Below are 20,445 nucleotides of genomic sequence, written 5' to 3'. Positions count from 1 at the left end.
GTTATTGCTGCACAGCAGCCCTGGCCGCTTGTAGCCGTTCTCGGGTGGCAACAGCTGCCGGGTTCGGCGGCTTCGGCTTGCCTTCCTGCCGGATGCCGGCCCTGCGGCGAGCGAGCTCACCGCGAATATCGACAACCTTCTTTGGCGCATCCGCCTTGACTTGCTCGGCCTTCGACTTGGCGGCACGCATCCGATCCCGCATAGACGTGGGGAACGGGGTTCGCTGGTCCTCGGGCACACCGGAATTGCCGATCGTCCACTGCAACTGGTCGATCTTGTCGGCCACGAGCATCGACATCTCAACCGTCGCCGGAGGAGTTATGTACTGCGCCCACGGGTCCAAGGTCCGTTTGAACGCCGACGTGGTCGGCAGGTGTTCGAGGAACGAGACCAGGTCGGACCACGATAGGGTCCGACCGGCCTCGTCCAGTGACCTACCGATGTCGAGTAGGTCGGAGCGGATCGCCCCCTCTACGCCTTCTCGTCGGAGGAGTCGGAGGAGGCCGAAGATTTTTCCGCATCGGCAGGCTTGGACTGCTCGTTCCAGTAGTCCCAGATCTGCTGCCGCTCACGGTAGGACAGGCTGGCCACCACGACGGCGGCGTCAGCATCGACATGCTCGAGCATGCGGTCCATCACGTCCAACGGTGTCGGGTACGACACCGCGGGGTCGGATTCGATGATCGGCTGGCGCTTCTTATTGCGCTCGTCGCGGATCTTCTGCACTTCGAGGATGCGGTTCGTCGACCATTCGTCGATCTGCTCGGCAACCTTCTTCGGCATGTAGCCGAGCTGCGGCAGATTGAGTTCGAGTTCCTTGCCGCCCGCGAGGGGGACGACGATGTCGACGGTGTCCGCTTCGGCGGCGGACGTGATTCGGAAAGCCATTGCACCAGGCCCTTTCAGAATTGGATGTAACAGGGGAGTGGGGCACCGGGCCGCGAGGCCCACCCGGCAGGGGTGGGCCCGGTGCAAAGGGGGTGAATGTTCACCCCTGCCGGGTGGGTTCGGTCAGACTCCGCCAGCCGACTCGAGCGCAGCGACACGAGCCTCGAGGGCATCGAACGCCGACTGTGTCGGGGAGGTGGGGAGCGTGTCCACCGCATCGTGGGCCTCTTCGATCCCGGCCTCGATGCGGTTGAGCTCGGTTGCGGTGATGGGCGTGCCACCACCGGAACCGTTTGCCCATGTCTTCGGTGTGAAAGCCATCAGCTACCTCCTGGGTAGAGCGCCGCGCCGGGGTAGAGATCCGGACCCGGCACGGCGACTAAGGGGTCGTGACCGCCTGCGACTGATCGAGGCGGTACTCGACGACGTTCTCGCCCTTCTCGCCTGCAGCAGACTCGTACGTTTCGATGGTCACCTGGTACTTGGTGACATCGGTGTGCACGTCGACGATCTCGGCGACCTCCGTCACCTGTCCCTTTTCGATGACGTACCGCTTGAGCTTCTCGCCGTCGATGCACTCGACCACCCACGACTGGATGGGGAGCGGGTTCGACACGTGGTAGATGGTCTTTGCGAGACCGTCCTCGTCCGGAGTTCCGACGACCACGTTGTCTGCGCCGTTGACGGTCTGCAAGACGATCTCGTTGTCGTCCTCGAGGAGCGTGATGACGATCGAGTGGTCGTACTCGGTCTGCACGGTGCGGAACACCTTGCCGCCGAACATGCGGATCTTGGTGGTCGATCGCGTCTTGTTGATCGCGATGCCGTTCTCGCCGACCGCACCGTGATCGTTTCCGAGGAAGATCGGATCGAGCTCGGTCTTCGCATCGGCCGGCAAAGCTGTTCCGAGCGGCGCCGAGTGGAGAACGCCGCCATCGATGGGAGGTGCTGCCACGAAGCTGTTGTTGACATTGACCATGATCGAGTGCCCCTTTCAGGCATCGTTGCACCGGGCGCGAAAGGGTCTTTCATCCAGGACGGCCGTCAGCCGACCTTGAGTAGCAATTCGCCAGTGAGCTGCCAGCGCTCCTGACCGGACTCGTCGGGCCACGAGTAGGGGCCGCCCGTCTCTTTCCATTTGCGGACGAACGCGCCGAGAACAGTTCGGCTTTGGGATGAGTTGAGGACCGCACGAACAGTGTTCGCGAGATCCTCGGCGTCATCCTCACTCTCGGCCCAACACTCGACGAGCATGTTCGCCGAATCGGAGGCGCCGGCAGCGGCCATGCCACCTCCAGCGATGCGTGTTGTTCGCACCATCAGGGGGCGCCTCGGCTCGGGGACCTTGGTCGCAACCCACACATCGAGTAGACCGGCTGCACGCAAACCCTCATCGATCAACGCTGCAGCCACGGCCTGCGCTGGTCTCGGGACGAACAGCGGCGCACTCATGACCGGACCGAACCCATCACCCGGACCAGGATGTTGTCGTTCGCGTTCTTCCTCCTGGCAGCATGCGTAGCCGGGTAAACGATCGCCCGACCGCGACCTTGCGGATTCTTGCGGCCCACACGAGAGGACCACTCGAAACCTTCGCCAGCAGCCGACGCCATCCTCTGTGCCGTCTGCTCGATCCACGCGAAAGTGCCAGGCGAAGTGCGAACCTCGAACAATGCGTCAGGGCGCCACTGGATCTGCGCTCTCGCCATCGTCGTCCACCTCCTCGCAGAACTCGACCGAAACCCATGCCGCGGCGTTGTACGCGGCGATCACGCGTTTCTGCGTGCGATCCTCGAACAGGAGCAGCACACCGGTCTTGTCCTCGGTGCGAAACGAAGCGGTGTCGTACACGATGTTCCCGCCCACATGGCGAACCAGAACTTTCATCCCGACACCCTCCGCAACTTCACATCCGCTAGACCCGGCGACCACCACGGATTGTTGTCGTAGTCGGTGACCGAGACGACCACGAACCAACCGTTGGAACCGAGTTCGAACTGGTCGTACGCCTGCACCCCCAACATGGTTGGTGGGTAGACCGTGGCGTCGAATCTGACCCGTGAGGCGTGACCGTCGACCTGGACTTCACCTTCGGCGATGTAGTACGCCAACACGCCCACTGTTTCGGGTGCACTCAGGGTGACGACCTCGTTGCCCCTCAGGTTCCGACCGCCGCTGCGTTCGCGACGGCGAAGACGGGCGCTGATCACGGGCCCTCCCAGAGTGGAAGTCCCAAGGTCAGATCCGCACCGCAGGAGCAGTACGTCGCACCGAATGTCAGCGCACATACGTCCCTGTGAGCAGGCCCCGAAGTTGGCGCTGTGTCGATGGAGAAGGCACCAGAGCTGCCGATGCCGGTCACCATCTTGCAGATATCCTCGAGTTGCGTTTTCTCGGACGGCCAGAACAGCGACTTGCGTGGGTTGGTGGTATCGATCGTCTGCTGAAACGGTCCTGCAGACATCTGGGTCACCGCTCCACTGCCGGTGTCGTTCCACCGCAAGATCGCGCCTCGAAGGATTGCCTTCACAGCATCGCCGTAGGGGAAGTCGGAGGCGGTGATGCAGGGCGCCACGAGCGCTGCCATTGCTTCGGAGTCCGCGATCATCGCTTCCGCTTTGACGGTGTCGATGTCAGGCTCGAACACCTGCAAGTCAGAGACAGAGACGAATGCGCCCATGGTTCACCTACTCCTGTTCGGTCGACTCCGAGTCGGTCACCTTGCGGGTCGACCGCCTACGTGCCGACGGTGAGGGCGTCGACTCGTCCGCCTGCTTCCATCCGGCACCCAACCGGACAGCGGTGCCCTCGGACACGGACACCACCACCCCGGTTGCGTCGTTGCGGAGCCGCGGCATTACGGCGTCACCGCATCCACGATCTTGGCGAATGCGCTCAGGTCCGCGATGCCCCAGCCGTAGACAACCTCGGCGCGGAATGCGACCTGGTTGTTGCGCTTGAGGTCGCCGCCGCCGTCCGGGTCGCCGTACTCGATCAGCTCGAGACCGATCTGGCGCTGGATGCCCCAGCGGATGCCGGAGAAGTCACCGACGAACGACTTGACGTTCGTGTCGGTGGAGGCGACATTGACGGCGCCGACTGTGTTCGACACCGAGGCACGGTGGCCATCCAGTTCCGATACGTCGGTCGACAGGGTGAAGTTGGGGTACAGCTTCTGCTCGCTGTTCGTCCCACGCAGCGTCGAGAACGATGCGGCGAAGGACGGGTCGATCGCCACGTCGCGGGGGACGTAGCCGTCCGCGAGGACCAGAGTGTCCGCCGCGTCGAGGAGTGCGTACGGCTTCTGTGCCGCGATCTCAACCGAGTTCGTGGTGTCCGACAGCGACTCGCTCATGGCGGTCACCGAGTCACCGGTGGTCGGGTTGATGCCGTGGTACACACCGAAGTCCAGGGCACGCGAGAGCGCCGGCTGGATCAGGTTCAGCACCTGCTCGACGACACCGAGCTGGTGGTCCTCGTTCGCCCACTTGACCTCTTCCGTCCAGCGGACGGTCTTGTGGAACTTGTACGGCTTGACCGTCTTCGTGGTCGGGACGATCGTCGATGCGCCCTTGTTGGCGCCCTCGCCGACGTACTCGGCTTCGCCGATGTCGAACGTCATCCACTCGCCGTTCCCGAACTTCATCGGGGTCGCGCCGGACAGGGCAGCTACGGATGAACCGTTCTGCACCTTCCCCAGCCACGGGTCGAGGATCTGATTCGGGATGGAAAGTCCCGAGGTGTCGAAAGTAGCCATGCTGGCTGTCTCCTTCGTCTATGCGTCGCGTTTGAACAGCTGACGCGCAAAGGACTGCATGTCAGTGTTCGGCGACTCGATGGGGGTGCCCTCGCGGGGCGAGTAGTTGCCTTGCTTCTTGCGGTCGGCTTCACGGGCGGTGAGCCGCTGCGCCTGCTTGGTCAGCGTCTCTTCGTCCGTACCTGTGAGGAACAGGTCTGCATCGTCGTCAGCGATGCCGTGCTTGGCGGCGATGCGTAGCCGCAGTGCTTCGGCCTTGGCCTGGTCGCGCTCTTGCTCCGCGGCAGATTTCGTGTCCGAGAGTTTCTGCAGCTCGGTCTTGTTCGCCTCTTCAATCTCGTCGAGCCGCGTCGCCTTGGCTTTCAGATCCTTGTAGTCCGCGAACTTGGAGCGCTCGCGGTTGACCCTGTCCGCGATGATGCGGTTCAGGTCGTCTTGCGAGTTGATCGGCTTGAATGCGTCGCCAGCGTCGGACGTGGTGCCGCTGGAATCCTGGTTGCCGTCCTGATTCGACGTGTTCTCACTCATGCGGTGTTCCTCACTTCGGACCGCCCATTGACCGCTGGGCGTCGGCGTACCCCCGGTTTGTCGGGGAAGTCTCTAGAGGTTCGCGTCGATCCAGTCCTTGACCCGCGCGCGGTCGGCGTCCTTCGTTTCTTCGGATCGCTTCCGCGCAGACGGGACGAACTCTTTCGTGATCTCGCGGACCTGGTTCTGGTTGAAAGCGGGGGCCGCGCCGCAGTAGCAGTCGTCGTGCGACTTGAAGTCGACCGACTTCTCGGAATAGACCGCGCCGCGACTGATGAGCATCGCGCAGAAGTCGCACTCGCCCTTGCCGACTCGCATCCACCCTCGAGCATGTGGGTCAGCAATCGAGCTACGCGTCACCACATCGCGAGACTGGTTGACGATTCGCCGTTGCATCCCGCCGAGGATCAGACTCTGGAACGTCTCCGAGCTAGTGGCCGTGGCCGTTGCCCAACCGACCAGCTGCCGCGTACCGGTGTCACCCGCCGGTTCGACCACAGGGGTGAACCGTGCAGCGACACCCTCCATCTCCCTGGCCGATTCGTAGTAGTCGGCGGCAAGTGATTGCGCTGCCGCACCGTAGGTGTCCACCACGTCAGGCAGCAGGTCGTAAAGGGCGTCCGGCCCCGCGTTCTCGACCAGTCGCCACAGCTCACGAATGTCGGCGTTCGCGAGGATCATCAGATCCCGGACCGCACGGCGGAACGTTTCGTGTGGCGACGCCATCTATTTCTCCTCGAGGTCTTGCGCCTGACTCTCAGGAAGACGAAGCGAAACCGGCGTGGCGCCGGTGAACTTCAGACCTGGAAGCCCGACACGGGAAGCCGCATCGGTCGGATCGACACCAGACCGCACGAACGCACCGAACGCATCGGCCTGCGCTTTGAGCTGGGAGGCATCAATTACCCCCCCGAGGGCTCCGCTGCACTCTCCGAGTTCCGCCGTGCGGCCGCATCGGTGAGGGCTTGCAGCACTCCCGTGCCGGCCAGGCGGCGCTTGTCCGACATTGCCTGACGGATCTGCTGATCCGTGAGCCCCAGAAGTTCGAGTCCGACCTCGGTTTCCGCCAACCACGGCGCAGCCGAAACCTGCTTCATCCCGGCATCAGCCTGCGACGCGCGCGAGAGATGCACAGGCGAACGCCACTTCGTGTCAATGCTGCGCCACTCGTCAGGTATCGAATCAAGACCATTCGCGATCGCGAGACCACGAATCATCGCCCGGCGGTACCCGAGGGACCAATCGTCCGTAGCGCCCTCAGCCTCCGAGATCAGGTCTTCACGCGAAGCGATATACGAGTCCGCCGACGTTGGGTTCGACATGTCTGAGACGCCCAGCGATGACAACGGGATCGAAGTCTCACCCGAGAACAACTGCGCCTGCTGCTTGAGCATGTCGATATGCGGCGTAGGTGACGACGACGCGAACTGCTTGACATCAGCGCGCGGATTCTCCGCCTCGTCATCATCCGGAATGCCCTTGATACGTCCCAGCATCACCTGCCAGTTCGCCTTCGGGGTGCCGTCTGCGTTCTTGAAGATCGAATCGTCCGCACCCAGCATCCAGAACTCGGGGAACGAGTACACATCTGCGTGACCCTCCATACGGAGGACCGTGCGTAGTGCGGCGTCGTGCATCGACATCACCGGACGCGAGATCCGGGACATCCCGAACGGTCGCGCGTGCCGCGGCTTGTACGGCAGCAACTCCGCCGGCACACCCCACGGATGGTCGGACTGATCCACCGTCCACCCGGAAGAGTCGCGGACAGCGGTGATAGTGCGCCCATTCAAGTACAGCGAAAGGTCCACCACGTTGCCCGTGTCATGGTCGCGTCGATGCACCGACAGGAGATTGTCCAATCGGCGCGTGCGGAAGTTCCAATCGCCGGTCGCGTGCAAGGCGTCACGAACATGAATCAGCGAGCGCGGCTCTCCGTCCCCACCCTTCGTGTTGATCGCGAAGGCCGGGCCGTGGATCAGCGATGCGACAACACCCGAATCCGACTCCGAACCGAAACTGTTGTCCTCCCACACTTCGCGGAAACCGAGGCTGTCGAGATCCCCGTCAGGCCACGTGAAAGTGTCGAGGTTGCATCGGCGCGCAAGGATATCGACAGCCTTCGCCGACCACCCCAGCGTCATCATCAGATTCTGATACACGGGAGGCATCACCGACGACGCTGCGCGCGCAGCTCGGCGCCCGTCGTAGTAGCAGGCACGCAAAACGTTCCGGGGCTGACGCTTGTCCAACATCTCGATCAGATGATTCAGGATCGCAATGTCGTCATCATCGATACCGGGGAGGCGGACCTTGTCCATCACATCACCACCGCCTCTCTGCGTCCTCGGCCGGATCGGCCCGTACGTGTCTTCCGTTTCGTTGCCGCCGTCCCCATGAACAGCGCAAGAGTCCAACTCACGATCGGCGCGATATTCACCGACCCGTCACGACGATCCCAACCCCAACCACCCGCATCGCGGATCGGGCGTTTCCGGGCGCCTTCGAGCGCCGCGTTCACCGACTCCTGATCACCGTGCGTCACCGAACCAGCGGCAACCCTGTCCACGACCAGCCCGCACGCCTTCGACATATCGAACGCAGAAGTCTGAATCACGTTGACCTTCCGTCGTCGTAATGCAGGGACCAGAGCAGCTGCAGGCGACGCGGAGTCGATTGCCACCGGAGTGCGCCGAAGGACTCGGCCAGCGATCCAGTCGACGGCAGCCGCCGCATCGACGCCAGCCCACACCTCTTCGACATGCGCGTCATCGTCGAGAAGATCCGGGTCATCGCCAATCCAACAGGCGTTCACCGAAATCTCCCGATCATGCGACATGTCGACAGCCAACGCGTTCGGTCGCGCATCGTCAGGCGGCCCAAAGTCAGCCAGCCGCACCCAATGCGCCGCAGGAACAACCGCCGAACCGCCACCGACCGGCCAGATGCCCATCGCTTCACGACGCCACGACTCCAAGTCCGGGATGTTCTCCCGCATTCGCAGCATCGACTCCAACGGAGTCCGATGCGGATACGACGGATTGAACGACCCGAACTGCGACTGATCATCAGGGTCCGCGTTCGGATCCGCCGAAATCTCGACGTACACCTGATCCTTCGTCAAACCGTCGATCGCACGCTGACGCTTCGTCGTGAACGCTTCACCATCATCCGACGGGCGAGGCGGTGTGCCGATGAAGATCGGCAGACCCCCGAACTGATGCCTCGCCTGGTTCGTCGCCGGCACCATGTCCTCGAGAGCTTTGATGCCGAGCTTCTGCGCCTCGTCGAAGACGAGAATGTCGATCGCGTCCATACCTCGACCGAAACCCTGTTCCCGCGCGCCGAACATGATGATCGACCCATTCAGGAACTCGATCTCCTGCTCGCCGTTCGCGGTACGGATCGCCTTCACGTGCGGCCACACCTTCTTGCGGCGAACCATCGACTGCATCGACCGGAACGTGTTCGTCGTCGTGCGCCCATGATGCGAGGTCCACACCGACCGCAGGCCGGGGAACTCCAGGCACAGCCCGATCAGCAAATTGCCGAACGTGTACGTCTTTCCGACCTGCCGGGGGATCGAACCAACAACCCCACCGATCGTCGCCGCGTACTTGCCATCAGTGCGGCAACCGAGAGCAACCGACCCAAAACCCTGCTGCCACGGATCGAAAGAGACACCGCACTTCTGCAGACGCCCATACACCCGAGGAAACACCGACGTTGTGATCCCGTCGGGAATGATCAGATGTCGAGCAACCTCAGATAGCCGAGGCATCGAAGGTGTCGTCGCCAACCTCCGTCACCCCATCCTTATGCTCGTCCGACTCCCGCGCATCCAACGTCACGATCTCCTTCGCGATGTCCTGCAATCGGCGCGTCAACGCGGCCAGATCGCGCGGCGGGCAATCGGGGTCATTCACCGCAGTCGCGATCCGATCCCGCATCGCCACCAGCAGCTCCCGATGCGATCCGCCTTTCGCGGCCTCCGCGACACCCTTCGGTTTGGGCTTCGGCTTTTCGTCCGGGGCGACCGCGCGCAACGCCTTCCTGGCAACCATGCGATCACCTCCTGCGGTGGTGGGGTAGGGGATGGAAAAACGACTAGAGAGAGATTTGCCTATGCCCTGAGGGGCGGCCCGAGGGCGGGGGTGGGGGACCTCCCCCTGGGGTCAACGCCACCAGGTCCGGGCGGTGACGAACGTCCGGGCGGTGGCGCGGGGGGCGTCGGGTAGCCGGTCGGACTTGGCTCGGTTGCAGGCTCGATGTGCGGCCTGTTTGTTGGCGAGGGTGTCTGGCCCCCCTTTGTTGAGGGGGACGATGTGGTCGACGACGTAGGCACCGGGGTCGAGGTGGGGTAGGTCGTAGTCGATGGGGGTGCCGCATATGCCGCAGGGTGGGTGGCTGCGCTTGATCTGGGCGCGGTGTTTGTCCCGGGTTGTGGTGTTGCGGGTCATGGGGTTCGGTCGTTGTGGGGTAGTCGTTCGAGGAGCCGGTTGAGTCTCGACTCGAGGATGATGGTGGCGTTGCGGTTGTCGTGCTCGCGTGCGTGCCGCAGGTTGGCGAGCGTGTCCACGACCTGGTCCTCCATCGACATCATCTCAGCCTCCGCTTGGGGATGTACATCTCGATGAGTCCGGCGAGTATCCAGCGCAGCATGGTCATGGCTTGCGGACTCCTCGGTAGAACCGTGGGTACTTGGCGGTGGCCTGCTCGGGTTGGTGGTGGTGTGGGCATTCGATGCGGACCACGATGTCGGGCAGCGTGAGTGGTTCGGGTTGGTGGTGGTCGATGGCGTCGGCGATGCGGCGCATGACTCCGGCTGTGACTTCGGTGGCGAAGCTGATGATGTCGGGCACAGCTGCGCCTCCTGTGGTGTGGTCCACTCCGCAGCTGCACCTGATGACGAGATCCTGAAACGGTGGTGCGGCTTGGATTCCGTGGTCCTGCTGATTCGGGGCAGGCGGTGACTTTTACGGAGTGGGGGCTTGTGCGCGTTGGTACCGGCCTCGCGCTGGCGAGCTGCGTGCGGTGCGTATCCAGTCGCGCCCCTGGACGACAAAGGTCGTGACCCCCGTTGTGGGGGTCACGACCGTCTGAAGCGAAGCTTACCTGATGGCACCGACTTAAGGATTGAGTTGCAGGTCAGGGTGTTCGGCGTGTCATTCGGGTAGTCCTTCCCGGAGGTCGGCGGGGATTGCGTTCTCCCCGAGCATGGAGAACATCAGATGGATGTACACGTTCGCCCTGCCGTCGCTCACCGACCAGCAGTAGTCGGACACGGCTTGACGTTCCTCGGCCGTCATCGGGCGGCCTCGATTCGCTTCTGCAGATCCTCGATGTGCGCGAGTAGGGCGCCGAGATCACGCGAGTGCAGCGGCGGTGACTCGACGTCGTCGATATCGTCCTCGCTGCCGAACACGTAGCCGTCACCGAACCACGAGACGAACGCGGCGACTCTGCCGAACGCTCGGGCCGGGGCGATCCCGCCGTCGAACGCGTCGTCGAGCCAATCGTCGCGAGCCTCGTTGGGGTCGAACACTCGGTCAGTCATGCGGTGGCTCTCCTTGCTCGGGTGGGGTAGGCGAGGTGTGCGTCCATGACGTCGCCGAGCAGGTACACGGCGAGGTCCCCGATGGGTGTGGCGACGACGCGGATCGGCCGAAGGTCGGTGTTCTTGCGCAGGGTTTTGATGCGGCGTTCGGTGAGGCCGGCGTATTCGTCGCCGAGTTCGCAGCGCATGCGTTCGATGGCGCGGGCGTTGAGTTCGGCGTTGCGGGCTTGGTCGACGGTGCCGTCGTAGTGGGGTCCGGTCTTGATCTTCGCGGCGCGGGTGGCGGCACGCACGTATCCGGCGATGTACCGGGGTGCGTCCTGTGAGGCTTCGGTGAGGGCGAGGGTGATGATGTTTCGGTCCAGCCATCGGGCGAGGCCTGCGGTGGTGGTGCTGCCGTTGTGGGCGATACCGCGGGTGTCGCAGACGAGGCGTACCCAGAAGATCAGTTCGTTGCGGAGGTTGTCGGCGGCTTCCTGGGCGTCGACGTTGAACGGGAGTGGTCGTTCGCGTTCGCCGACGGTGACCTTCGGTTCGTAGCTGACCTTGGTGGGGTAGGGGCCTGCGGTGATGGCGGCGGCGAGGTCTTCGGCGAGGGAGGGGATTTGGCGCAGCGTCTCCAGAAGCTTCTTCTGCTCGAAGCGTGAGAGGAAGAACTGGTCGTCCTCGTTCATGCTGGGCCCCCTTCCTCGGACAGGAACGCGATGGCGTCGAGTTCCCGCTTGAGGTGGGTGATCTTGTCGGGGGAGTGACCACCCCAGTGCTGGGTGCCGGCCGAAAGTGTGGCGATCACGACGGGCGTCTGCTGGTATCCGAGTGTTCTCAGGTCGGCGGCCGCGTCGGGGTCTTCGGTGACATCGACGATTGTGTACGGGATCCGGTACTTGTCGAGGTCTCGTTTGGTGGCGCGGCAGGGCATGCATCCGGGTGAGGTGTAGACGGTGACGTTCATGCGGTCTGCTCCTGGGTGGTGGTGTGCCATTCGATTTCGAGCCACATGGCTGCGGCTCGTCGGCCTTCTGTGGGGTGGATGATGGGCATTTCTTTGCGCATCAGGTTGGGGGTGTCGTCGGCGACGAGGCCGTGGTCGACGAGTCCGTCGCAGCAGGCTTTGAGGACGGGGACGAGGTTGTCGGCGTCGCGGCGCCGGTTGTCGCCGGGCCGGTAGTGGAGCTGCACGGTGGCGTGGTGTTGCCCGGTGGGGATGCGGTGGTGTTTCGCGGCGTATCGGGTGGTCCACCGGACTTTCGCGGTGATCTCGGCTTTCTGCCGCCAGTGGAGGCGTTGGTTCATCGACAGGGGTGGTCGGTTCCAGGGGAGTTCGATGCGGGACCAGTTGGCGTTCATGGTCGGGCCACCTTGGTGAGCTTGGACAGGCCGATGGCGTATCGGCGTGTGCCGTCTTCGATGCATTCGGCGGTCCCGTATCGGTGGTCGATCCGTACGACTCGTAGTGGTCGTCGGTGGTGGCGGTTGGTGACGTAGTCGCCGGGTTTGATGTCGTCGCTCATTGGTCGGTTCCTCGGGTGGGTTCGGTGATGTCTCGGGGTGCGGGGTGTTCGTTTGCGTAGCGGCGGGCTCGGTCTGCGCGCGGGTTCGGCGGTGGCGGGTCTGGGATGTCTGGCCACTGGACGAGTTTTGTGCGGGCGAGGCAGGGGAGTTGCCGTTCGTATCCGTCGGCGGTGGTGCAGCGTTCGCCGATGTTTGCGTGGCAGTTGGGGCATGTGACGGTGCCGGCGAAGTCGTATGGGTTCATCGCTGGCCCCTCTCGGCGTCGCGAAGCGCGCCGATCCTGACCCCATTCGAGGCGAATCTTCCTGCCCCCCTGTGCGCGTTGCTTAGGTGAGATGAAGATCTTTCGCAGTTAGGGACTCTCTCGTTAGTCCCGTCCCGTCCCGTGCACACCACGGAAGCAGTGCTTAAGCACGTGCTTGGAAGCAGTGCCAGGCAAGCAGTGCTTAAGCACTGCTCATTCCTTCCAGCATTGGCAGTTCGGACCATGGTTTTTGATGCACCCGCCTTTCCGTGCTCGTTGACGCCGTTTCTGGCGTTCCTCGTCGTCAAGCTGGTATTCGTCCCATCCGTGAATGCGCCACCCGGCTGCGTCGATGTGCCACAGTTCGGCTTTCACGAGCTCGGTCACGTCCTGCATTCGGCCCGGAAGGATGCGCAGTGCGACCTTCGGTATGTGGCCACCCGTCCCGTGTTTGCCCGAATACGACATGGCGGCGAGATGGAGAACGATGGCTTGAAACTTCTTTTCGTCCATCAGTTCCAGGACTTTTGGGTTCGAAAATGTGTCGGTGTCGAGTCGAATCCAGGGCAATCCGGCCATCAAGCCACCCCCTGGAGCTCGCGAACGATCTCGTCGGGCAGGTAGTTCGCACCCATGGGGCAGGGCGTCTTGGCGGTGTCCGCGTGGCGTTCCACACGGCCTCGCTCGGACGCCCACACTGGTCGCCAGCAGACCGGGCAACGGGTCACCACAGCGCCTCCTGGACAGCAGGTTCGGGGATGTTCAGGAGCTGGCCGATCAGTTCCGTGTGGTCGGCGTGGTTGTTCCATTCCTCGCCCGCCTGGTCCCGAAGTTCGGCGGGCAGGCTGTCGGCCCAGGCGGTGATCTGCCCCCAGGTGATGGTGTGGGGCACTTCTGAGCGCTTTCGGGTGCCGTATACGTCGGTTGAGCCGACACCGATGCCCCACGAGTACGTCTGTCGGAAGTAGCCCGCCGCCCTCCACTCGGGATCAGAAAGGGAGCCGCCGCTGTGGCTTTCCTTGATGTGCCGGCCCCAGTACTTCGGGTCAGACGCGAGGGCGAGGATTTGCCAGTCCGAGAGTTCGCGGATGATGCGCCTGTGCTCGTCGGTGAGGGTCATTGGCGCACCTCATTGATTGCGGAGGCGAGCCGGTTGAGGTGGCCGTCCCAGATGTAGGCGAGGACGTGGCGGCTATCGATTAGGTAGCCGCGGGCGTAGGCGATAGCGCCGCCCCAGGAGCGGATGTTCTTCACGTCCCACCAGCGCTGCCATTGCCGAGCTTGCGCGCGTTCGAGGACTTTCCGGCCCCATCCGAGGGGGTCGCGGGCCTCCATGAACTCGGTGAGGTCGGCGATGCTGCGGAGTGGGTTTCCTGGTGGGAGTGCGCAGATCGGGTCGCCGAGTGCGGCGACGGACCACACTTGACCGACGAGTCCGCCATGGTCGATCCAGCGTTCGCCGACGACCCCGTATCCGCCGGGGTCCGGGCCGAACACCTGGTTGCGGTGCCGTGCAGGGTCGGCGACCAGGCCGACACCGCGCACGTCGAGGTACGGGTAGTGGACGAGCCTGTTCGCGGCGTCACCAACGATCGCGGCGCCCTGCGAGTAGCCGACCCAGATGACAGGGTTCGGGTCCCGCCAGGTTGCGTCCAGCAGCGCGTCGATCCCGGCCTCACGCGAGGCGGCGTATGACGAGCCGTTGCCGTAGGTCGCGGGGTAGCCGACCCATTTCGCGACGAACCGTGCAGGGTCGAGCTGGTCGGTGACGACCTTCATCAGCCCGGATACTTCGGTGCGGGTGTCGCCAGGGAATGATTCGCCGGTCCCACCGACGACGAGGACGGTGATCATCGGATCACCTCGGTCAACTCGAACGGCAGGTACGTCCAAACAAACGCAAGGGAATTGCCGCCGCATCGCCAGCCGCGCCGCCCCTTCACCCACGATGCGCCGTTCCTGTCTAGAACTTCGGTGACGCCCTCGGGTTCGGGGTCGCCTTCCTGCCACACCCTTGGCACGCGGCCACCCATGCACCGGCCACGAAGGTTCCCGGCACCGTCACGATGCTCGGGGCAATCAAGCCCGTCACCTCCCTCCGGGCCGTGATTGTGAACCAGCGGCTTCGCCCGCAGTCGCCCGTCTGCTTCGAGCTTCGCCAACACAGCACGCATACCGTGCTTGTCGCTCCACCCGTTGGCGTCGTCGGTGTAGTACGCCTCCATGAGTTCGTCTAGGTAGGCGGTTTCCGACTGCTCCGCCTCAATACGGTCAGCCTCGGCGCGCCACTCGCTGGCCGCTATCGGCAGGTAGACGGAATCCGCCACGTCTGCGGCTGTTCGCAACTGCTCGGGGGTGAAGTCGGTCATCGGATCCTCGTTTCGAGTTCGTCGGCAGCCCAGCTGATTGCGATTGCGACGCCTACAGCCACCCCCGCCGCCGCGATTGCGACGGCGATTGCGAGTGAGGCGAGTTCGGTGCTACTCACCAGCTGGCTCCTCACCGGTCTCGAGGAAGGTGATGGTGTCGGAGACCTGCTGCGGGGTGAGCTGCTTCGAGGACTCGAGATATTCGCCGACGCGGGACGACAGGAATGCGAGGCCTTCTGCGCGGTCGGTGATTCCGTGCTTCGTCATTACGGTGTGCAGGCGTTTCAGATCGGCGGCCGACGCGAGATCCGACTTCTCCTCGTTGGGTGCGTCGGCTGGTCGGGCCGATTCGACTCCCAACTTCTCCGCCAGGCCTGCGGTGCCGCGCTTCGGGCCATCGATCCGCTCCGAGGTGGCGCGGATCGGCTTCTCGAGGTCCAGGTCCTCTACCGAGTGCGCCATACCGAGCAGGACCTCGGGGGCCATTGATCGGCATACCTCGGCGATGCACTTGGCGCGCAACATCTCGATGGGCTGCGACTTGTACTTCGCGTTGGAGGTAAACCCTGCTTGGGTGGCACGTTCGATGGTCCAGGTCGACAGGAACTCCTGCCCGGTGTCGGCGCGACGCCCCTTCCACGTCACCGACTCAGGGGTTGCATCGATCTCGGCCAACTGGTGGCCGGCCGCATTGACCTGAGCTGCCATCGTGCGCGAGTACACAGCGGGCTTGCCCTTGACGAGGAACACGTTCTGCAGCGACTGGATCGCGGACATGCCCAACTCGGCGCCAAACAGGATCGCGGCGGTTGCGTTGTCGGCCTTGCCTTTGTAGATCTCGGGGACCATGTCGGTTGCCGCGAGGGCGGTCCCGAGCTTGTGCGCGGCTTCCATGGCCTGCGCCTGGCGCATCAGCTTGTTCAACGCCTCGTCGGAGGCATCCGACCCGGGGATGGTTGGGGCGGTGTTGGCGATGTGTGCGAGTTCGTTGCTCATGCGGAGAGCTCCTCAATGATGTTGGGATCGGTTTTGGAGGCGTACAGGGACACGGAGTCGCCGCGCCCTGGTCGCCGGGAAGCGACTTTCTGGTCGAAACAGTTGGCGTGCTGGGCGTTACCCATCACCGCGAGCACCTGGGATTTCAGGCCACGCAGCCGGGTGCTGGTTTCGCGGTCGTCAGCCACAGCCCGCAGGTAGTCGACGGCTAGGTCGGGGTCGAGTTGGACCTCGGTGCCGTCGATGTCGGGGTGCAGGTCCCGGACGGTCTCGTAGCAGGAGATCGTGTCGTCCAGTGCGGGTGGTGTTCCGGCGTCGAGTGATGCCACCCAGGCGCGTGCTGCGGTGAGGATGGCGTCGGCGATGCCCGGGTTGTAGTGCACGTGGTAGATGCGGGGCATCCCGTACTGCGGCCACAACACCAGGTCGGCCGGTGCATGCCAGCCGGTGATGAGCTGTTGCCAGATCACCTGAGCGGCATAGTCGGCCGGGACTTCACCCGATCCGTCGTCACCCCACTCCTCGAGGGAGCGGGCGGACTTGACCTCGACGACACGGCGGGCCCGACCACGTGAGGCACGCCGGTCGATGGTTGCCGCGTTGGGGAAACCCAGATCGTCACGCGAGTACTGGGCTTCGCCAGGCGACAGCCGCCAACCCGGGTTCTTGAACGACCAGTACTCGGCTGCAGCGACCTCGACGGCGTGCCCATAGTCGAACAGGTCCTGCTTCTGCTCGGTGATCTCCTGACGTTCGAGGTTGCCGGCCATCTGATGCCACAACGTGTACTGCGACTGGAACCGGGACACCCCGAGGATCGCGGGGATCTTCGATGCGGTGATCACCCGAAGCCACTCCGAGGATCCAGGGGTGAGGAGTGGGGCTGTCATGGCTGCACCTCGAGCCTGCGGAAGCATTCGGCGGTCGCGCGGGCATCACCGAGCGCGGTGTGCGGGGCCTCGTTACGAACGCCGAGGCGCGCGCATACCTTCTCCAATCCCTCGAGCTCGTTCGGTGGCACGCCGAGGGCGCCAGCCGCATACGCGGACAGGTCGGCGAGCCGGTGGTGGTGAAGGAGTTCGGCGTAGTCCAGCTCGTCGTACGCGCGGGCGAGGAAGGCCGCGTCGAAGCTGGGGTTCGATCCCGCCAGGGTGTTCCCGTCCAGCATTTCGGCGAGACCCACGTAGAGGTTCTCGTTGTCTGGTCGGAAAGTTCTCTGTTCGAAGCAGCGACGCTCGAAGTATCGGTTGACGGCCAGTGCGCCCGGGTCGGCCTTCCCGAACACCTCCTGCGACACCCATGGGAAGAACGAAAGCTCCTCGCCGGTGGTCACGTTGACGGCGGCTACCTCGAGGATCACATGCCGGTCGGGGTTGAGGCCGGTCGTCTCCACGTCGACAGCTATCAGTTGCCGGTTCATCGGGTTACTCCGTTCTGTCGGTCGACGGCTGCGTCGTGGTCGCGGTCGGCATGTGCGCCCCAGTCGTATTCGTCCCAAGCCGATGCCGGGTCGCGGTGCCCGGTCCATTCGTCGACCTCGCCGGGGTCGTCCCAGCCGCTCATATGCGAACTCCTGTTCTGGCTGCGATGAAGAACTTCGTTTCGTGCCGGTCGCCGTTGGTGAAGTCGAGACGCAACGTGGGCAGGTCGTCGTACATGGCGCGGATGTGGGTGATCTCGCGGACCTGCTCCCACGGCCCGAACCCGGTTGGTGGGGCGGGAATCATGACGCGACCGCCGCCTTCTTCTCAGCGCGCACAGTTGCTCGGTGGTGCTTCTCGCACATGCCGCGGCCGCCGTAACGGGCGAACCCGGGTGGGCGTTTCTCGTGCTTCCCGAGCATCGGGACGTTGCAGCCGGGGTGGAGGCAGCGTCCGGGGTTGGTGACCTTCGCGGTCGCCGGAACGACTGGAACTGGCGCAGGGATGGGCTGCGGGGTGGTGTCGATCAGCCCGAGCATCTGCATCAGTTGCAGGGCGTCGGCAGTGTCGGTCGCATTCGCGGCGATCGTGCGGCGCGCCTTCTCGGCAACGTGGTCCGGTGTCTCTGGGATGTGCCCGAGGGTGGCATCAGTGGTGATGTCCGAGGTCATGCCGCCACCTCGCGCCCCATGTACACGGCGGCGACGGTGCGGTCGCGGTGTGCGATCTGCGCGGCCGACAACTTCACCGAGGTGGGGGCGATCATGGCGCCGAAGGCCTGCAGGCATTCGGTGCAGGCGTCACCGTGATCGGACACTGCGTTCCGGCAACCGGGGAGAACGCAATCAGGGAACAGGGTCTCGTTCATGCGGTCGCCGCCGCAGCCCAGAGGATGAATCCGAGGACGGCGCCGAGGGTGAGGCAGAGCGCCCACGCTTTCCACGCCGCCCACTGCTCAGCCACAACCTTGTCCTCGACGGCGGCCCGGTCCTCGTCGAACAAGGCGAGGGCGTCGTCGGCGGCCAGGGTGAACTCGACGGTGCTGATGTCCAGATCCCGCAGCAGCGACGACAAGGCGGGCTGCGCCGAGTCGAACAACGGTGTCGACATGTAGTGCGCATCGAGCCCGTCATGGGTGAACAGCTCGAACAGTTCCGGCAACGAGGTTCGCTGTGCAGCAGTCATGTCAGTTACCGCCGTACGTGTTAGCGAACTCCTCGAGCACGGGCATGTGCTCGATGCAGTAGATGCCGACCGACGCGCCGATGAAGTAGCCGGCCTCGGTGGCTTCAAACCCGCCGTCATTGATTGCGATCGAACCGATCTGCACGAGGGAAACCCCCGCGTCGATGGCGTCGCACACGCCCTCGGCGGCCTCGACCGCTGCGCTCTCGGACGAGTAGTCGATGCCCTCGGTATCGAGGAGTTGAATGAACAACTCATCGTTCGAATCCGCGACCGGCTGTGCCGGCGGACTGTAGGTCGAGGTTGGCGCCGTGTAGCTGGTGTCAGCAGCCTGGGCGGTTCCTTCGACAGGTCCGCACGCGGTGAGTGTCAGCACCGCGATACCTGCGGCGGCGACAGCGAAAGTGGTGGTACGCATTGTTGATCTCGTTTCGTCAGGGTGATGAAAGGGGGAGAGGATTGGTGTCCGGTGGCGGCGAGGCCGCTCGTGTGGCGGAACCGAACTTCACTTCGTTCCCGCCGCCACCGGGGTCAGGGCCCGGAGATGTCGGCGCCAGATCGGCTGGCCTGCGGGGGAAGCCCGACATCTCCGGGGGTTTCGATGCCGCCGAACGCGGCCACGATCTCGGCGGCCACCAATGCGGCCAGCTCGGTCGGGGACACCGTCGCGAGCAGCTGGTTCAGGTCGATGCCACTCATGCCGCCCTCCGATGCCGCGCGATGTAGCGGTCCAGGTCGGCCGGGTCGATGCGATGCACCCGCGGCGACAGCACGATGCGGGGAAGTTCACCCGAACGGGTCAGGTTCGCGACGACCTTCGCGGACACGCCGAGGCGTTCACCGACCTCGGCGTAGGTGAGGAGGTTGCCGTTCATGCGGCATCACTGCCCTCGGTCTGTCGGACTTGCCGAACGAGTTCTTCGGTCGTCCATTCGCGGCCCTCGGACTCTGCCCGCGCCTTCAATGTCGACAACCAGCTGATGTGCGCGGCGTAGATCTCGTTCTCGAGAAACGACCACGCGAGAAGTTCCAGGCAGACCTTCTTGTCCCAGTACGGGTAACGCACCAGGCCTTCCAAGATCGAGGTCCGCGCGGAGCGGTCGAGGGCTTCTCGTGTCTGCTGCGGCAAGGCTTCCCAGTCGTCGCGGAGGCTCATCAGGCCACCGCCTTGGTGACGCCCTCGTAGTGGCGATTCCAGACCTGCTCGAATAGCGGTCGGTCGGATTCGGTGTAGGCGAACACCTCGCGGACCGTGCCGTTCGGGAGCTCCTGGTATGCCTTCGTCGGCGCGTCACCGTGCTCGGCCACGTACAGGCCTTTGAGTCGCTTCCCGAATCCGGAGGCTTTCGCCGAGATCAGGTCGGAAGCGAGCCCCTTCGACTTGAGGAAGTCCGACACGTAGAGAGGAATGTCGGAAGGGTTCAGTTCCGGCTTCTCGCCGAGTGCCCGGGCGAGGATGATCCGCCCCTTGGATTCGAGGTGCTTGGGATCGACGATGCCTCGGAGCGCTTGAAGGACCGATGCTTGAGCGTTCGCCTGGCGAGCGAGACGGTCCAGTTGATCTTCGGTGGCGTTCGGGTTGATCGCGCCGCCCTCGTGGAAGTAGGCGTCGAGGGCGTCGGCCGCTTCCTTCTGGAATGCCTGGACGGTTGGTCGGGCCTGTTCGTTGACGCGGTTCTCGTCGATCGTGGCGAGCCACATGGTGAAGGTCTTGCGGTCGACGACTGTCATCTCACGCGGTTTGCCGTCCGCTCCAACCGTCACGATCATCGTGACGGTTGCCCAGGACTTGTTCGCGAGCTTCACGCGCTGAGCGTCGAACGAGATGCCGATCGCCTCGCAGGCATGACGGAGCGACACTTCGTTGGCGGAGGCGGCGACGATCTTCCGGTCGGTGCCGGGAACAGTGATGGTGGCGAGTGCCGTATTATTCGGTACTGACATTGAACTTCCTTTCGTTGTCATCGGCCCTCTCCTGTTGCAGCAGG

42 protein-coding genes are annotated in these 20,445 nt (G+C 64.0%); all 42 read right to left on the bottom strand.

The window, feature by feature from the left end; translation table 11 throughout:
• Window position 1: 1 nt before the first annotated feature.
• Entirely contained in the window at window positions 2-298 is a 297-nt protein-coding gene (locus ACZI8R_RS03435) for a hypothetical protein (protein WP_463378137.1), read from the bottom strand.
• Window positions 299-471: 173 nt separating this feature from the next.
• Window positions 472-888: a hypothetical protein gene (locus ACZI8R_RS03430; protein ID WP_463378136.1), complete on the bottom strand. Its 417-nt coding sequence runs from the start codon at window positions 886-888 to the stop codon at window positions 472-474.
• Window positions 889-1,011: 123 nt separating this feature from the next.
• Window positions 1,012-1,209 (bottom strand): hypothetical protein, encoded by a 198-nt coding sequence (locus ACZI8R_RS03425; RefSeq protein WP_463378135.1) that lies wholly within the window; start codon window positions 1,207-1,209, stop codon window positions 1,012-1,014.
• 58 nt (window positions 1,210-1,267) lie between these two features.
• Window positions 1,268-1,867 carry a phage tail tube protein gene (locus tag ACZI8R_RS03420; RefSeq protein ID WP_463378134.1) on the bottom strand — a complete coding sequence of 200 codons (600 nt, stop codon included), beginning with the start codon at window positions 1,865-1,867 and terminating at the stop codon, window positions 1,268-1,270.
• 65 nt (window positions 1,868-1,932) lie between these two features.
• Window positions 1,933-2,340 (bottom strand): hypothetical protein, encoded by a 408-nt coding sequence (locus ACZI8R_RS03415; protein WP_463378133.1) that lies wholly within the window; start codon window positions 2,338-2,340, stop codon window positions 1,933-1,935.
• A 225-nt stretch (window positions 2,341-2,565) separates the two neighbouring features.
• Window positions 2,566-2,775 (bottom strand): hypothetical protein, encoded by a 210-nt coding sequence (locus tag ACZI8R_RS03410; protein WP_463378132.1) that lies wholly within the window; start codon window positions 2,773-2,775, stop codon window positions 2,566-2,568.
• Window positions 2,772-3,098, bottom strand: coding sequence for a hypothetical protein (locus ACZI8R_RS03405; protein WP_463378131.1), 327 nt, complete (start codon window positions 3,096-3,098; stop codon window positions 2,772-2,774). The genes ACZI8R_RS03410 and ACZI8R_RS03405 overlap by 4 nt, the downstream gene beginning before the upstream one ends.
• Window positions 3,095-3,568, bottom strand: coding sequence for a hypothetical protein (locus ACZI8R_RS03400; RefSeq protein ID WP_463378130.1), 474 nt, complete (start codon window positions 3,566-3,568; stop codon window positions 3,095-3,097). Before ACZI8R_RS03400 ends, ACZI8R_RS03405 begins: the two co-directional genes overlap by 4 nt.
• A 7-nt stretch (window positions 3,569-3,575) precedes the next feature.
• Window positions 3,576-3,746 (bottom strand): DUF7302 family protein, encoded by a 171-nt coding sequence (locus ACZI8R_RS03395; RefSeq protein ID WP_463378129.1) that lies wholly within the window; start codon window positions 3,744-3,746, stop codon window positions 3,576-3,578.
• Complete coding sequence (locus ACZI8R_RS03390) at window positions 3,746-4,645, bottom strand: phage major capsid protein (RefSeq protein ID WP_463378128.1); 900 nt, start codon at window positions 4,643-4,645, stop codon at window positions 3,746-3,748. The genes ACZI8R_RS03395 and ACZI8R_RS03390 overlap by 1 nt, the downstream gene beginning before the upstream one ends.
• A gap of 18 nt (window positions 4,646-4,663) precedes the next feature.
• On the bottom strand, window positions 4,664-5,173 hold the full coding sequence (locus tag ACZI8R_RS03385; RefSeq protein ID WP_463378127.1) for a hypothetical protein: 510 nt from the start codon (window positions 5,171-5,173) through the stop codon (window positions 4,664-4,666).
• A gap of 72 nt (window positions 5,174-5,245) precedes the next feature.
• On the bottom strand, window positions 5,246-5,899 hold the full coding sequence (locus ACZI8R_RS03380) for a VG15 protein (protein WP_463378126.1): 654 nt from the start codon (window positions 5,897-5,899) through the stop codon (window positions 5,246-5,248).
• A gap of 176 nt (window positions 5,900-6,075) precedes the next feature.
• Window positions 6,076-7,494 carry a phage portal protein gene (locus ACZI8R_RS03375; RefSeq protein WP_463378125.1) on the bottom strand — a complete coding sequence of 473 codons (1,419 nt, stop codon included), beginning with the start codon at window positions 7,492-7,494 and terminating at the stop codon, window positions 6,076-6,078.
• On the bottom strand, window positions 7,494-8,954 hold the full coding sequence (locus tag ACZI8R_RS03370) for a terminase (protein WP_463378124.1): 1,461 nt from the start codon (window positions 8,952-8,954) through the stop codon (window positions 7,494-7,496). The genes ACZI8R_RS03375 and ACZI8R_RS03370 overlap by 1 nt, the downstream gene beginning before the upstream one ends.
• Complete coding sequence (locus ACZI8R_RS03365) at window positions 8,938-9,237, bottom strand: hypothetical protein (protein ID WP_463378123.1); 300 nt, start codon at window positions 9,235-9,237, stop codon at window positions 8,938-8,940. Before ACZI8R_RS03365 ends, ACZI8R_RS03370 begins: the two co-directional genes overlap by 17 nt.
• Before the next feature lie 111 nt (window positions 9,238-9,348).
• A complete protein-coding gene (locus ACZI8R_RS03360) occupies window positions 9,349-9,633 on the bottom strand; it encodes an HNH endonuclease (RefSeq protein ID WP_463378122.1) in 285 nt (94 codons plus the stop codon).
• Window positions 9,630-9,776, bottom strand: coding sequence for a hypothetical protein (locus ACZI8R_RS03355; protein ID WP_463378121.1), 147 nt, complete (start codon window positions 9,774-9,776; stop codon window positions 9,630-9,632). The genes ACZI8R_RS03360 and ACZI8R_RS03355 overlap by 4 nt, the downstream gene beginning before the upstream one ends.
• Before the next feature lie 61 nt (window positions 9,777-9,837).
• On the bottom strand, window positions 9,838-10,035 hold the full coding sequence (locus ACZI8R_RS03350) for a hypothetical protein (protein WP_463378120.1): 198 nt from the start codon (window positions 10,033-10,035) through the stop codon (window positions 9,838-9,840).
• A gap of 303 nt (window positions 10,036-10,338) precedes the next feature.
• The gene (locus tag ACZI8R_RS03345) at window positions 10,339-10,482 is read right to left on the bottom strand and encodes a hypothetical protein (protein ID WP_463378119.1); all 144 of its coding nucleotides are present in this window, start codon (window positions 10,480-10,482) and stop codon (window positions 10,339-10,341) included.
• Window positions 10,479-10,730 carry a hypothetical protein gene (locus tag ACZI8R_RS03340; protein ID WP_463378118.1) on the bottom strand — a complete coding sequence of 84 codons (252 nt, stop codon included), beginning with the start codon at window positions 10,728-10,730 and terminating at the stop codon, window positions 10,479-10,481. Before ACZI8R_RS03340 ends, ACZI8R_RS03345 begins: the two co-directional genes overlap by 4 nt.
• Entirely contained in the window at window positions 10,727-11,404 is a 678-nt protein-coding gene (locus ACZI8R_RS03335) for a hypothetical protein (protein WP_463378117.1), read from the bottom strand. The genes ACZI8R_RS03340 and ACZI8R_RS03335 overlap by 4 nt, the downstream gene beginning before the upstream one ends.
• Window positions 11,401-11,682, bottom strand: a complete 282-nt coding sequence (locus ACZI8R_RS03330) for a glutaredoxin family protein (RefSeq protein WP_463378116.1) — start codon at window positions 11,680-11,682, stop codon at window positions 11,401-11,403. Before ACZI8R_RS03330 ends, ACZI8R_RS03335 begins: the two co-directional genes overlap by 4 nt.
• Window positions 11,679-12,077, bottom strand: a complete 399-nt coding sequence (locus tag ACZI8R_RS03325) for a RusA family crossover junction endodeoxyribonuclease (RefSeq protein WP_463378115.1) — start codon at window positions 12,075-12,077, stop codon at window positions 11,679-11,681. The genes ACZI8R_RS03330 and ACZI8R_RS03325 overlap by 4 nt, the downstream gene beginning before the upstream one ends.
• The gene (locus ACZI8R_RS03320) at window positions 12,074-12,241 is read right to left on the bottom strand and encodes a hypothetical protein (RefSeq protein ID WP_463378114.1); all 168 of its coding nucleotides are present in this window, start codon (window positions 12,239-12,241) and stop codon (window positions 12,074-12,076) included. The genes ACZI8R_RS03325 and ACZI8R_RS03320 overlap by 4 nt, the downstream gene beginning before the upstream one ends.
• A 458-nt stretch (window positions 12,242-12,699) precedes the next feature.
• Window positions 12,700-13,065, bottom strand: a complete 366-nt coding sequence (locus ACZI8R_RS03315) for a hypothetical protein (RefSeq protein ID WP_463378113.1) — start codon at window positions 13,063-13,065, stop codon at window positions 12,700-12,702.
• 145 nt (window positions 13,066-13,210) lie between these two features.
• The gene (locus ACZI8R_RS03310; protein WP_463378112.1) at window positions 13,211-13,606 is read right to left on the bottom strand and encodes a hypothetical protein; all 396 of its coding nucleotides are present in this window, start codon (window positions 13,604-13,606) and stop codon (window positions 13,211-13,213) included.
• Complete coding sequence (locus ACZI8R_RS03305) at window positions 13,603-14,340, bottom strand: cutinase family protein (protein ID WP_463378111.1); 738 nt, start codon at window positions 14,338-14,340, stop codon at window positions 13,603-13,605. The genes ACZI8R_RS03310 and ACZI8R_RS03305 overlap by 4 nt, the downstream gene beginning before the upstream one ends.
• Window positions 14,337-14,855 carry a hypothetical protein gene (locus tag ACZI8R_RS03300; RefSeq protein ID WP_463378110.1) on the bottom strand — a complete coding sequence of 173 codons (519 nt, stop codon included), beginning with the start codon at window positions 14,853-14,855 and terminating at the stop codon, window positions 14,337-14,339. Before ACZI8R_RS03300 ends, ACZI8R_RS03305 begins: the two co-directional genes overlap by 4 nt.
• A complete protein-coding gene (locus ACZI8R_RS03295) occupies window positions 14,852-14,974 on the bottom strand; it encodes a hypothetical protein (RefSeq protein WP_463378109.1) in 123 nt (40 codons plus the stop codon). Before ACZI8R_RS03295 ends, ACZI8R_RS03300 begins: the two co-directional genes overlap by 4 nt.
• On the bottom strand, window positions 14,967-15,851 hold the full coding sequence (locus ACZI8R_RS03290) for a hypothetical protein (protein ID WP_463378108.1): 885 nt from the start codon (window positions 15,849-15,851) through the stop codon (window positions 14,967-14,969). The genes ACZI8R_RS03295 and ACZI8R_RS03290 overlap by 8 nt, the downstream gene beginning before the upstream one ends.
• Complete coding sequence (locus ACZI8R_RS03285) at window positions 15,848-16,741, bottom strand: YqaJ viral recombinase family protein (protein WP_463378107.1); 894 nt, start codon at window positions 16,739-16,741, stop codon at window positions 15,848-15,850. The genes ACZI8R_RS03290 and ACZI8R_RS03285 overlap by 4 nt, the downstream gene beginning before the upstream one ends.
• On the bottom strand, window positions 16,738-17,271 hold the full coding sequence (locus ACZI8R_RS03280) for a 3'-5' exonuclease (protein ID WP_463378106.1): 534 nt from the start codon (window positions 17,269-17,271) through the stop codon (window positions 16,738-16,740). Before ACZI8R_RS03280 ends, ACZI8R_RS03285 begins: the two co-directional genes overlap by 4 nt.
• Window positions 17,268-17,414, bottom strand: a complete 147-nt coding sequence (locus ACZI8R_RS03275) for a hypothetical protein (protein ID WP_463378105.1) — start codon at window positions 17,412-17,414, stop codon at window positions 17,268-17,270. The genes ACZI8R_RS03280 and ACZI8R_RS03275 overlap by 4 nt, the downstream gene beginning before the upstream one ends.
• Window positions 17,411-17,578 (bottom strand): hypothetical protein, encoded by a 168-nt coding sequence (locus ACZI8R_RS03270; protein ID WP_463378104.1) that lies wholly within the window; start codon window positions 17,576-17,578, stop codon window positions 17,411-17,413. The genes ACZI8R_RS03275 and ACZI8R_RS03270 overlap by 4 nt, the downstream gene beginning before the upstream one ends.
• Window positions 17,575-17,943: a hypothetical protein gene (locus ACZI8R_RS03265; RefSeq protein WP_463378103.1), complete on the bottom strand. Its 369-nt coding sequence runs from the start codon at window positions 17,941-17,943 to the stop codon at window positions 17,575-17,577. Before ACZI8R_RS03265 ends, ACZI8R_RS03270 begins: the two co-directional genes overlap by 4 nt.
• Window positions 17,940-18,140, bottom strand: a complete 201-nt coding sequence (locus tag ACZI8R_RS03260) for a hypothetical protein (protein ID WP_463378102.1) — start codon at window positions 18,138-18,140, stop codon at window positions 17,940-17,942. The genes ACZI8R_RS03265 and ACZI8R_RS03260 overlap by 4 nt, the downstream gene beginning before the upstream one ends.
• On the bottom strand, window positions 18,137-18,457 hold the full coding sequence (locus ACZI8R_RS03255) for a hypothetical protein (RefSeq protein WP_463378101.1): 321 nt from the start codon (window positions 18,455-18,457) through the stop codon (window positions 18,137-18,139). Before ACZI8R_RS03255 ends, ACZI8R_RS03260 begins: the two co-directional genes overlap by 4 nt.
• A 1-nt stretch (window position 18,458) precedes the next feature.
• Window positions 18,459-18,875, bottom strand: a complete 417-nt coding sequence (locus tag ACZI8R_RS03250; RefSeq protein ID WP_463378100.1) for a DUF732 domain-containing protein — start codon at window positions 18,873-18,875, stop codon at window positions 18,459-18,461.
• Window positions 18,876-18,988: 113 nt separating this feature from the next.
• A complete protein-coding gene (locus tag ACZI8R_RS03245; RefSeq protein ID WP_463378099.1) occupies window positions 18,989-19,156 on the bottom strand; it encodes a hypothetical protein in 168 nt (55 codons plus the stop codon).
• A complete protein-coding gene (locus ACZI8R_RS03240; RefSeq protein ID WP_463378098.1) occupies window positions 19,153-19,332 on the bottom strand; it encodes a helix-turn-helix domain-containing protein in 180 nt (59 codons plus the stop codon). Before ACZI8R_RS03240 ends, ACZI8R_RS03245 begins: the two co-directional genes overlap by 4 nt.
• Window positions 19,329-19,613 carry a hypothetical protein gene (locus ACZI8R_RS03235; RefSeq protein WP_463378097.1) on the bottom strand — a complete coding sequence of 95 codons (285 nt, stop codon included), beginning with the start codon at window positions 19,611-19,613 and terminating at the stop codon, window positions 19,329-19,331. The genes ACZI8R_RS03240 and ACZI8R_RS03235 overlap by 4 nt, the downstream gene beginning before the upstream one ends.
• On the bottom strand, window positions 19,613-20,401 hold the full coding sequence (locus tag ACZI8R_RS03230) for a phage antirepressor N-terminal domain-containing protein (RefSeq protein WP_463378096.1): 789 nt from the start codon (window positions 20,399-20,401) through the stop codon (window positions 19,613-19,615). Before ACZI8R_RS03230 ends, ACZI8R_RS03235 begins: the two co-directional genes overlap by 1 nt.
• Between the last annotated feature and the right edge of the window lie 44 nt (window positions 20,402-20,445).

The organism is Rhodococcus huquni, from assembly GCF_055231055.1.
This window is presented reverse-complemented; position numbering and strand designations above follow the sequence as displayed.

What these genes read in the sequence shown, in the direction of transcription:
- ACZI8R_RS03435 (WP_463378137.1), bottom strand. Translation starts at nt 298, where the DNA reads ATGTCGATGCTCGTGGCCGACAAGATCGACCAGTTGCAGTGGACGATC.
- ACZI8R_RS03430 (WP_463378136.1), bottom strand. Translation starts at nt 888, where the DNA reads ATGGCTTTCCGAATCACGTCCGCCGCCGAAGCGGACACCGTCGACATC.
- ACZI8R_RS03425 (WP_463378135.1), bottom strand. Translation starts at nt 1,209, where the DNA reads ATGGCTTTCACACCGAAGACATGGGCAAACGGTTCCGGTGGTGGCACG.
- ACZI8R_RS03420 (WP_463378134.1), bottom strand. Translation starts at nt 1,867, where the DNA reads ATGGTCAATGTCAACAACAGCTTCGTGGCAGCACCTCCCATCGATGGC.
- ACZI8R_RS03415 (WP_463378133.1), bottom strand. Translation starts at nt 2,340, where the DNA reads ATGAGTGCGCCGCTGTTCGTCCCGAGACCAGCGCAGGCCGTGGCTGCA.
- ACZI8R_RS03410 (WP_463378132.1), bottom strand. Translation starts at nt 2,775, where the DNA reads ATGAAAGTTCTGGTTCGCCATGTGGGCGGGAACATCGTGTACGACACC.
- ACZI8R_RS03400 (WP_463378130.1), bottom strand. Translation starts at nt 3,568, where the DNA reads ATGGGCGCATTCGTCTCTGTCTCTGACTTGCAGGTGTTCGAGCCTGAC.
- ACZI8R_RS03395 (WP_463378129.1), bottom strand. Translation starts at nt 3,746, where the DNA reads ATGCCGCGGCTCCGCAACGACGCAACCGGGGTGGTGGTGTCCGTGTCC.
- ACZI8R_RS03390 (WP_463378128.1), bottom strand. Translation starts at nt 4,645, where the DNA reads ATGGCTACTTTCGACACCTCGGGACTTTCCATCCCGAATCAGATCCTC.
- ACZI8R_RS03385 (WP_463378127.1), bottom strand. Translation starts at nt 5,173, where the DNA reads ATGAGTGAGAACACGTCGAATCAGGACGGCAACCAGGATTCCAGCGGC.
- ACZI8R_RS03380 (WP_463378126.1), bottom strand. Translation starts at nt 5,899, where the DNA reads ATGGCGTCGCCACACGAAACGTTCCGCCGTGCGGTCCGGGATCTGATG.
- ACZI8R_RS03375 (WP_463378125.1), bottom strand. Translation starts at nt 7,494, where the DNA reads ATGGACAAGGTCCGCCTCCCCGGTATCGATGATGACGACATTGCGATC.
- ACZI8R_RS03370 (WP_463378124.1), bottom strand. Translation starts at nt 8,954, where the DNA reads ATGCCTCGGCTATCTGAGGTTGCTCGACATCTGATCATTCCCGACGGG.
- ACZI8R_RS03365 (WP_463378123.1), bottom strand. Translation starts at nt 9,237, where the DNA reads ATGGTTGCCAGGAAGGCGTTGCGCGCGGTCGCCCCGGACGAAAAGCCG.
- ACZI8R_RS03360 (WP_463378122.1), bottom strand. Translation starts at nt 9,633, where the DNA reads ATGACCCGCAACACCACAACCCGGGACAAACACCGCGCCCAGATCAAG.
- ACZI8R_RS03355 (WP_463378121.1), bottom strand. Translation starts at nt 9,776, where the DNA reads ATGATGTCGATGGAGGACCAGGTCGTGGACACGCTCGCCAACCTGCGG.
- ACZI8R_RS03345 (WP_463378119.1), bottom strand. Translation starts at nt 10,482, where the DNA reads ATGACGGCCGAGGAACGTCAAGCCGTGTCCGACTACTGCTGGTCGGTG.
- ACZI8R_RS03340 (WP_463378118.1), bottom strand. Translation starts at nt 10,730, where the DNA reads ATGACTGACCGAGTGTTCGACCCCAACGAGGCTCGCGACGATTGGCTC.
- ACZI8R_RS03335 (WP_463378117.1), bottom strand. Translation starts at nt 11,404, where the DNA reads ATGAACGAGGACGACCAGTTCTTCCTCTCACGCTTCGAGCAGAAGAAG.
- ACZI8R_RS03330 (WP_463378116.1), bottom strand. Translation starts at nt 11,682, where the DNA reads ATGAACGTCACCGTCTACACCTCACCCGGATGCATGCCCTGCCGCGCC.
- ACZI8R_RS03325 (WP_463378115.1), bottom strand. Translation starts at nt 12,077, where the DNA reads ATGAACGCCAACTGGTCCCGCATCGAACTCCCCTGGAACCGACCACCC.
- ACZI8R_RS03320 (WP_463378114.1), bottom strand. Translation starts at nt 12,241, where the DNA reads ATGAGCGACGACATCAAACCCGGCGACTACGTCACCAACCGCCACCAC.
- ACZI8R_RS03315 (WP_463378113.1), bottom strand. Translation starts at nt 13,065, where the DNA reads ATGGCCGGATTGCCCTGGATTCGACTCGACACCGACACATTTTCGAAC.
- ACZI8R_RS03310 (WP_463378112.1), bottom strand. Translation starts at nt 13,606, where the DNA reads ATGACCCTCACCGACGAGCACAGGCGCATCATCCGCGAACTCTCGGAC.
- ACZI8R_RS03305 (WP_463378111.1), bottom strand. Translation starts at nt 14,340, where the DNA reads ATGATCACCGTCCTCGTCGTCGGTGGGACCGGCGAATCATTCCCTGGC.
- ACZI8R_RS03300 (WP_463378110.1), bottom strand. Translation starts at nt 14,855, where the DNA reads ATGACCGACTTCACCCCCGAGCAGTTGCGAACAGCCGCAGACGTGGCG.
- ACZI8R_RS03290 (WP_463378108.1), bottom strand. Translation starts at nt 15,851, where the DNA reads ATGAGCAACGAACTCGCACACATCGCCAACACCGCCCCAACCATCCCC.
- ACZI8R_RS03285 (WP_463378107.1), bottom strand. Translation starts at nt 16,741, where the DNA reads ATGACAGCCCCACTCCTCACCCCTGGATCCTCGGAGTGGCTTCGGGTG.
- ACZI8R_RS03280 (WP_463378106.1), bottom strand. Translation starts at nt 17,271, where the DNA reads ATGAACCGGCAACTGATAGCTGTCGACGTGGAGACGACCGGCCTCAAC.
- ACZI8R_RS03275 (WP_463378105.1), bottom strand. Translation starts at nt 17,414, where the DNA reads ATGAGCGGCTGGGACGACCCCGGCGAGGTCGACGAATGGACCGGGCAC.
- ACZI8R_RS03270 (WP_463378104.1), bottom strand. Translation starts at nt 17,578, where the DNA reads ATGATTCCCGCCCCACCAACCGGGTTCGGGCCGTGGGAGCAGGTCCGC.
- ACZI8R_RS03265 (WP_463378103.1), bottom strand. Translation starts at nt 17,943, where the DNA reads ATGACCTCGGACATCACCACTGATGCCACCCTCGGGCACATCCCAGAG.
- ACZI8R_RS03260 (WP_463378102.1), bottom strand. Translation starts at nt 18,140, where the DNA reads ATGAACGAGACCCTGTTCCCTGATTGCGTTCTCCCCGGTTGCCGGAAC.
- ACZI8R_RS03255 (WP_463378101.1), bottom strand. Translation starts at nt 18,457, where the DNA reads ATGACTGCTGCACAGCGAACCTCGTTGCCGGAACTGTTCGAGCTGTTC.
- ACZI8R_RS03250 (WP_463378100.1), bottom strand. Translation starts at nt 18,875, where the DNA reads ATGCGTACCACCACTTTCGCTGTCGCCGCCGCAGGTATCGCGGTGCTG.
- ACZI8R_RS03245 (WP_463378099.1), bottom strand. Translation starts at nt 19,156, where the DNA reads ATGAGTGGCATCGACCTGAACCAGCTGCTCGCGACGGTGTCCCCGACC.
- ACZI8R_RS03240 (WP_463378098.1), bottom strand. Translation starts at nt 19,332, where the DNA reads ATGAACGGCAACCTCCTCACCTACGCCGAGGTCGGTGAACGCCTCGGC.
- ACZI8R_RS03235 (WP_463378097.1), bottom strand. Translation starts at nt 19,613, where the DNA reads ATGAGCCTCCGCGACGACTGGGAAGCCTTGCCGCAGCAGACACGAGAA.
- ACZI8R_RS03230 (WP_463378096.1), bottom strand. Translation starts at nt 20,401, where the DNA reads ATGTCAGTACCGAATAATACGGCACTCGCCACCATCACTGTTCCCGGC.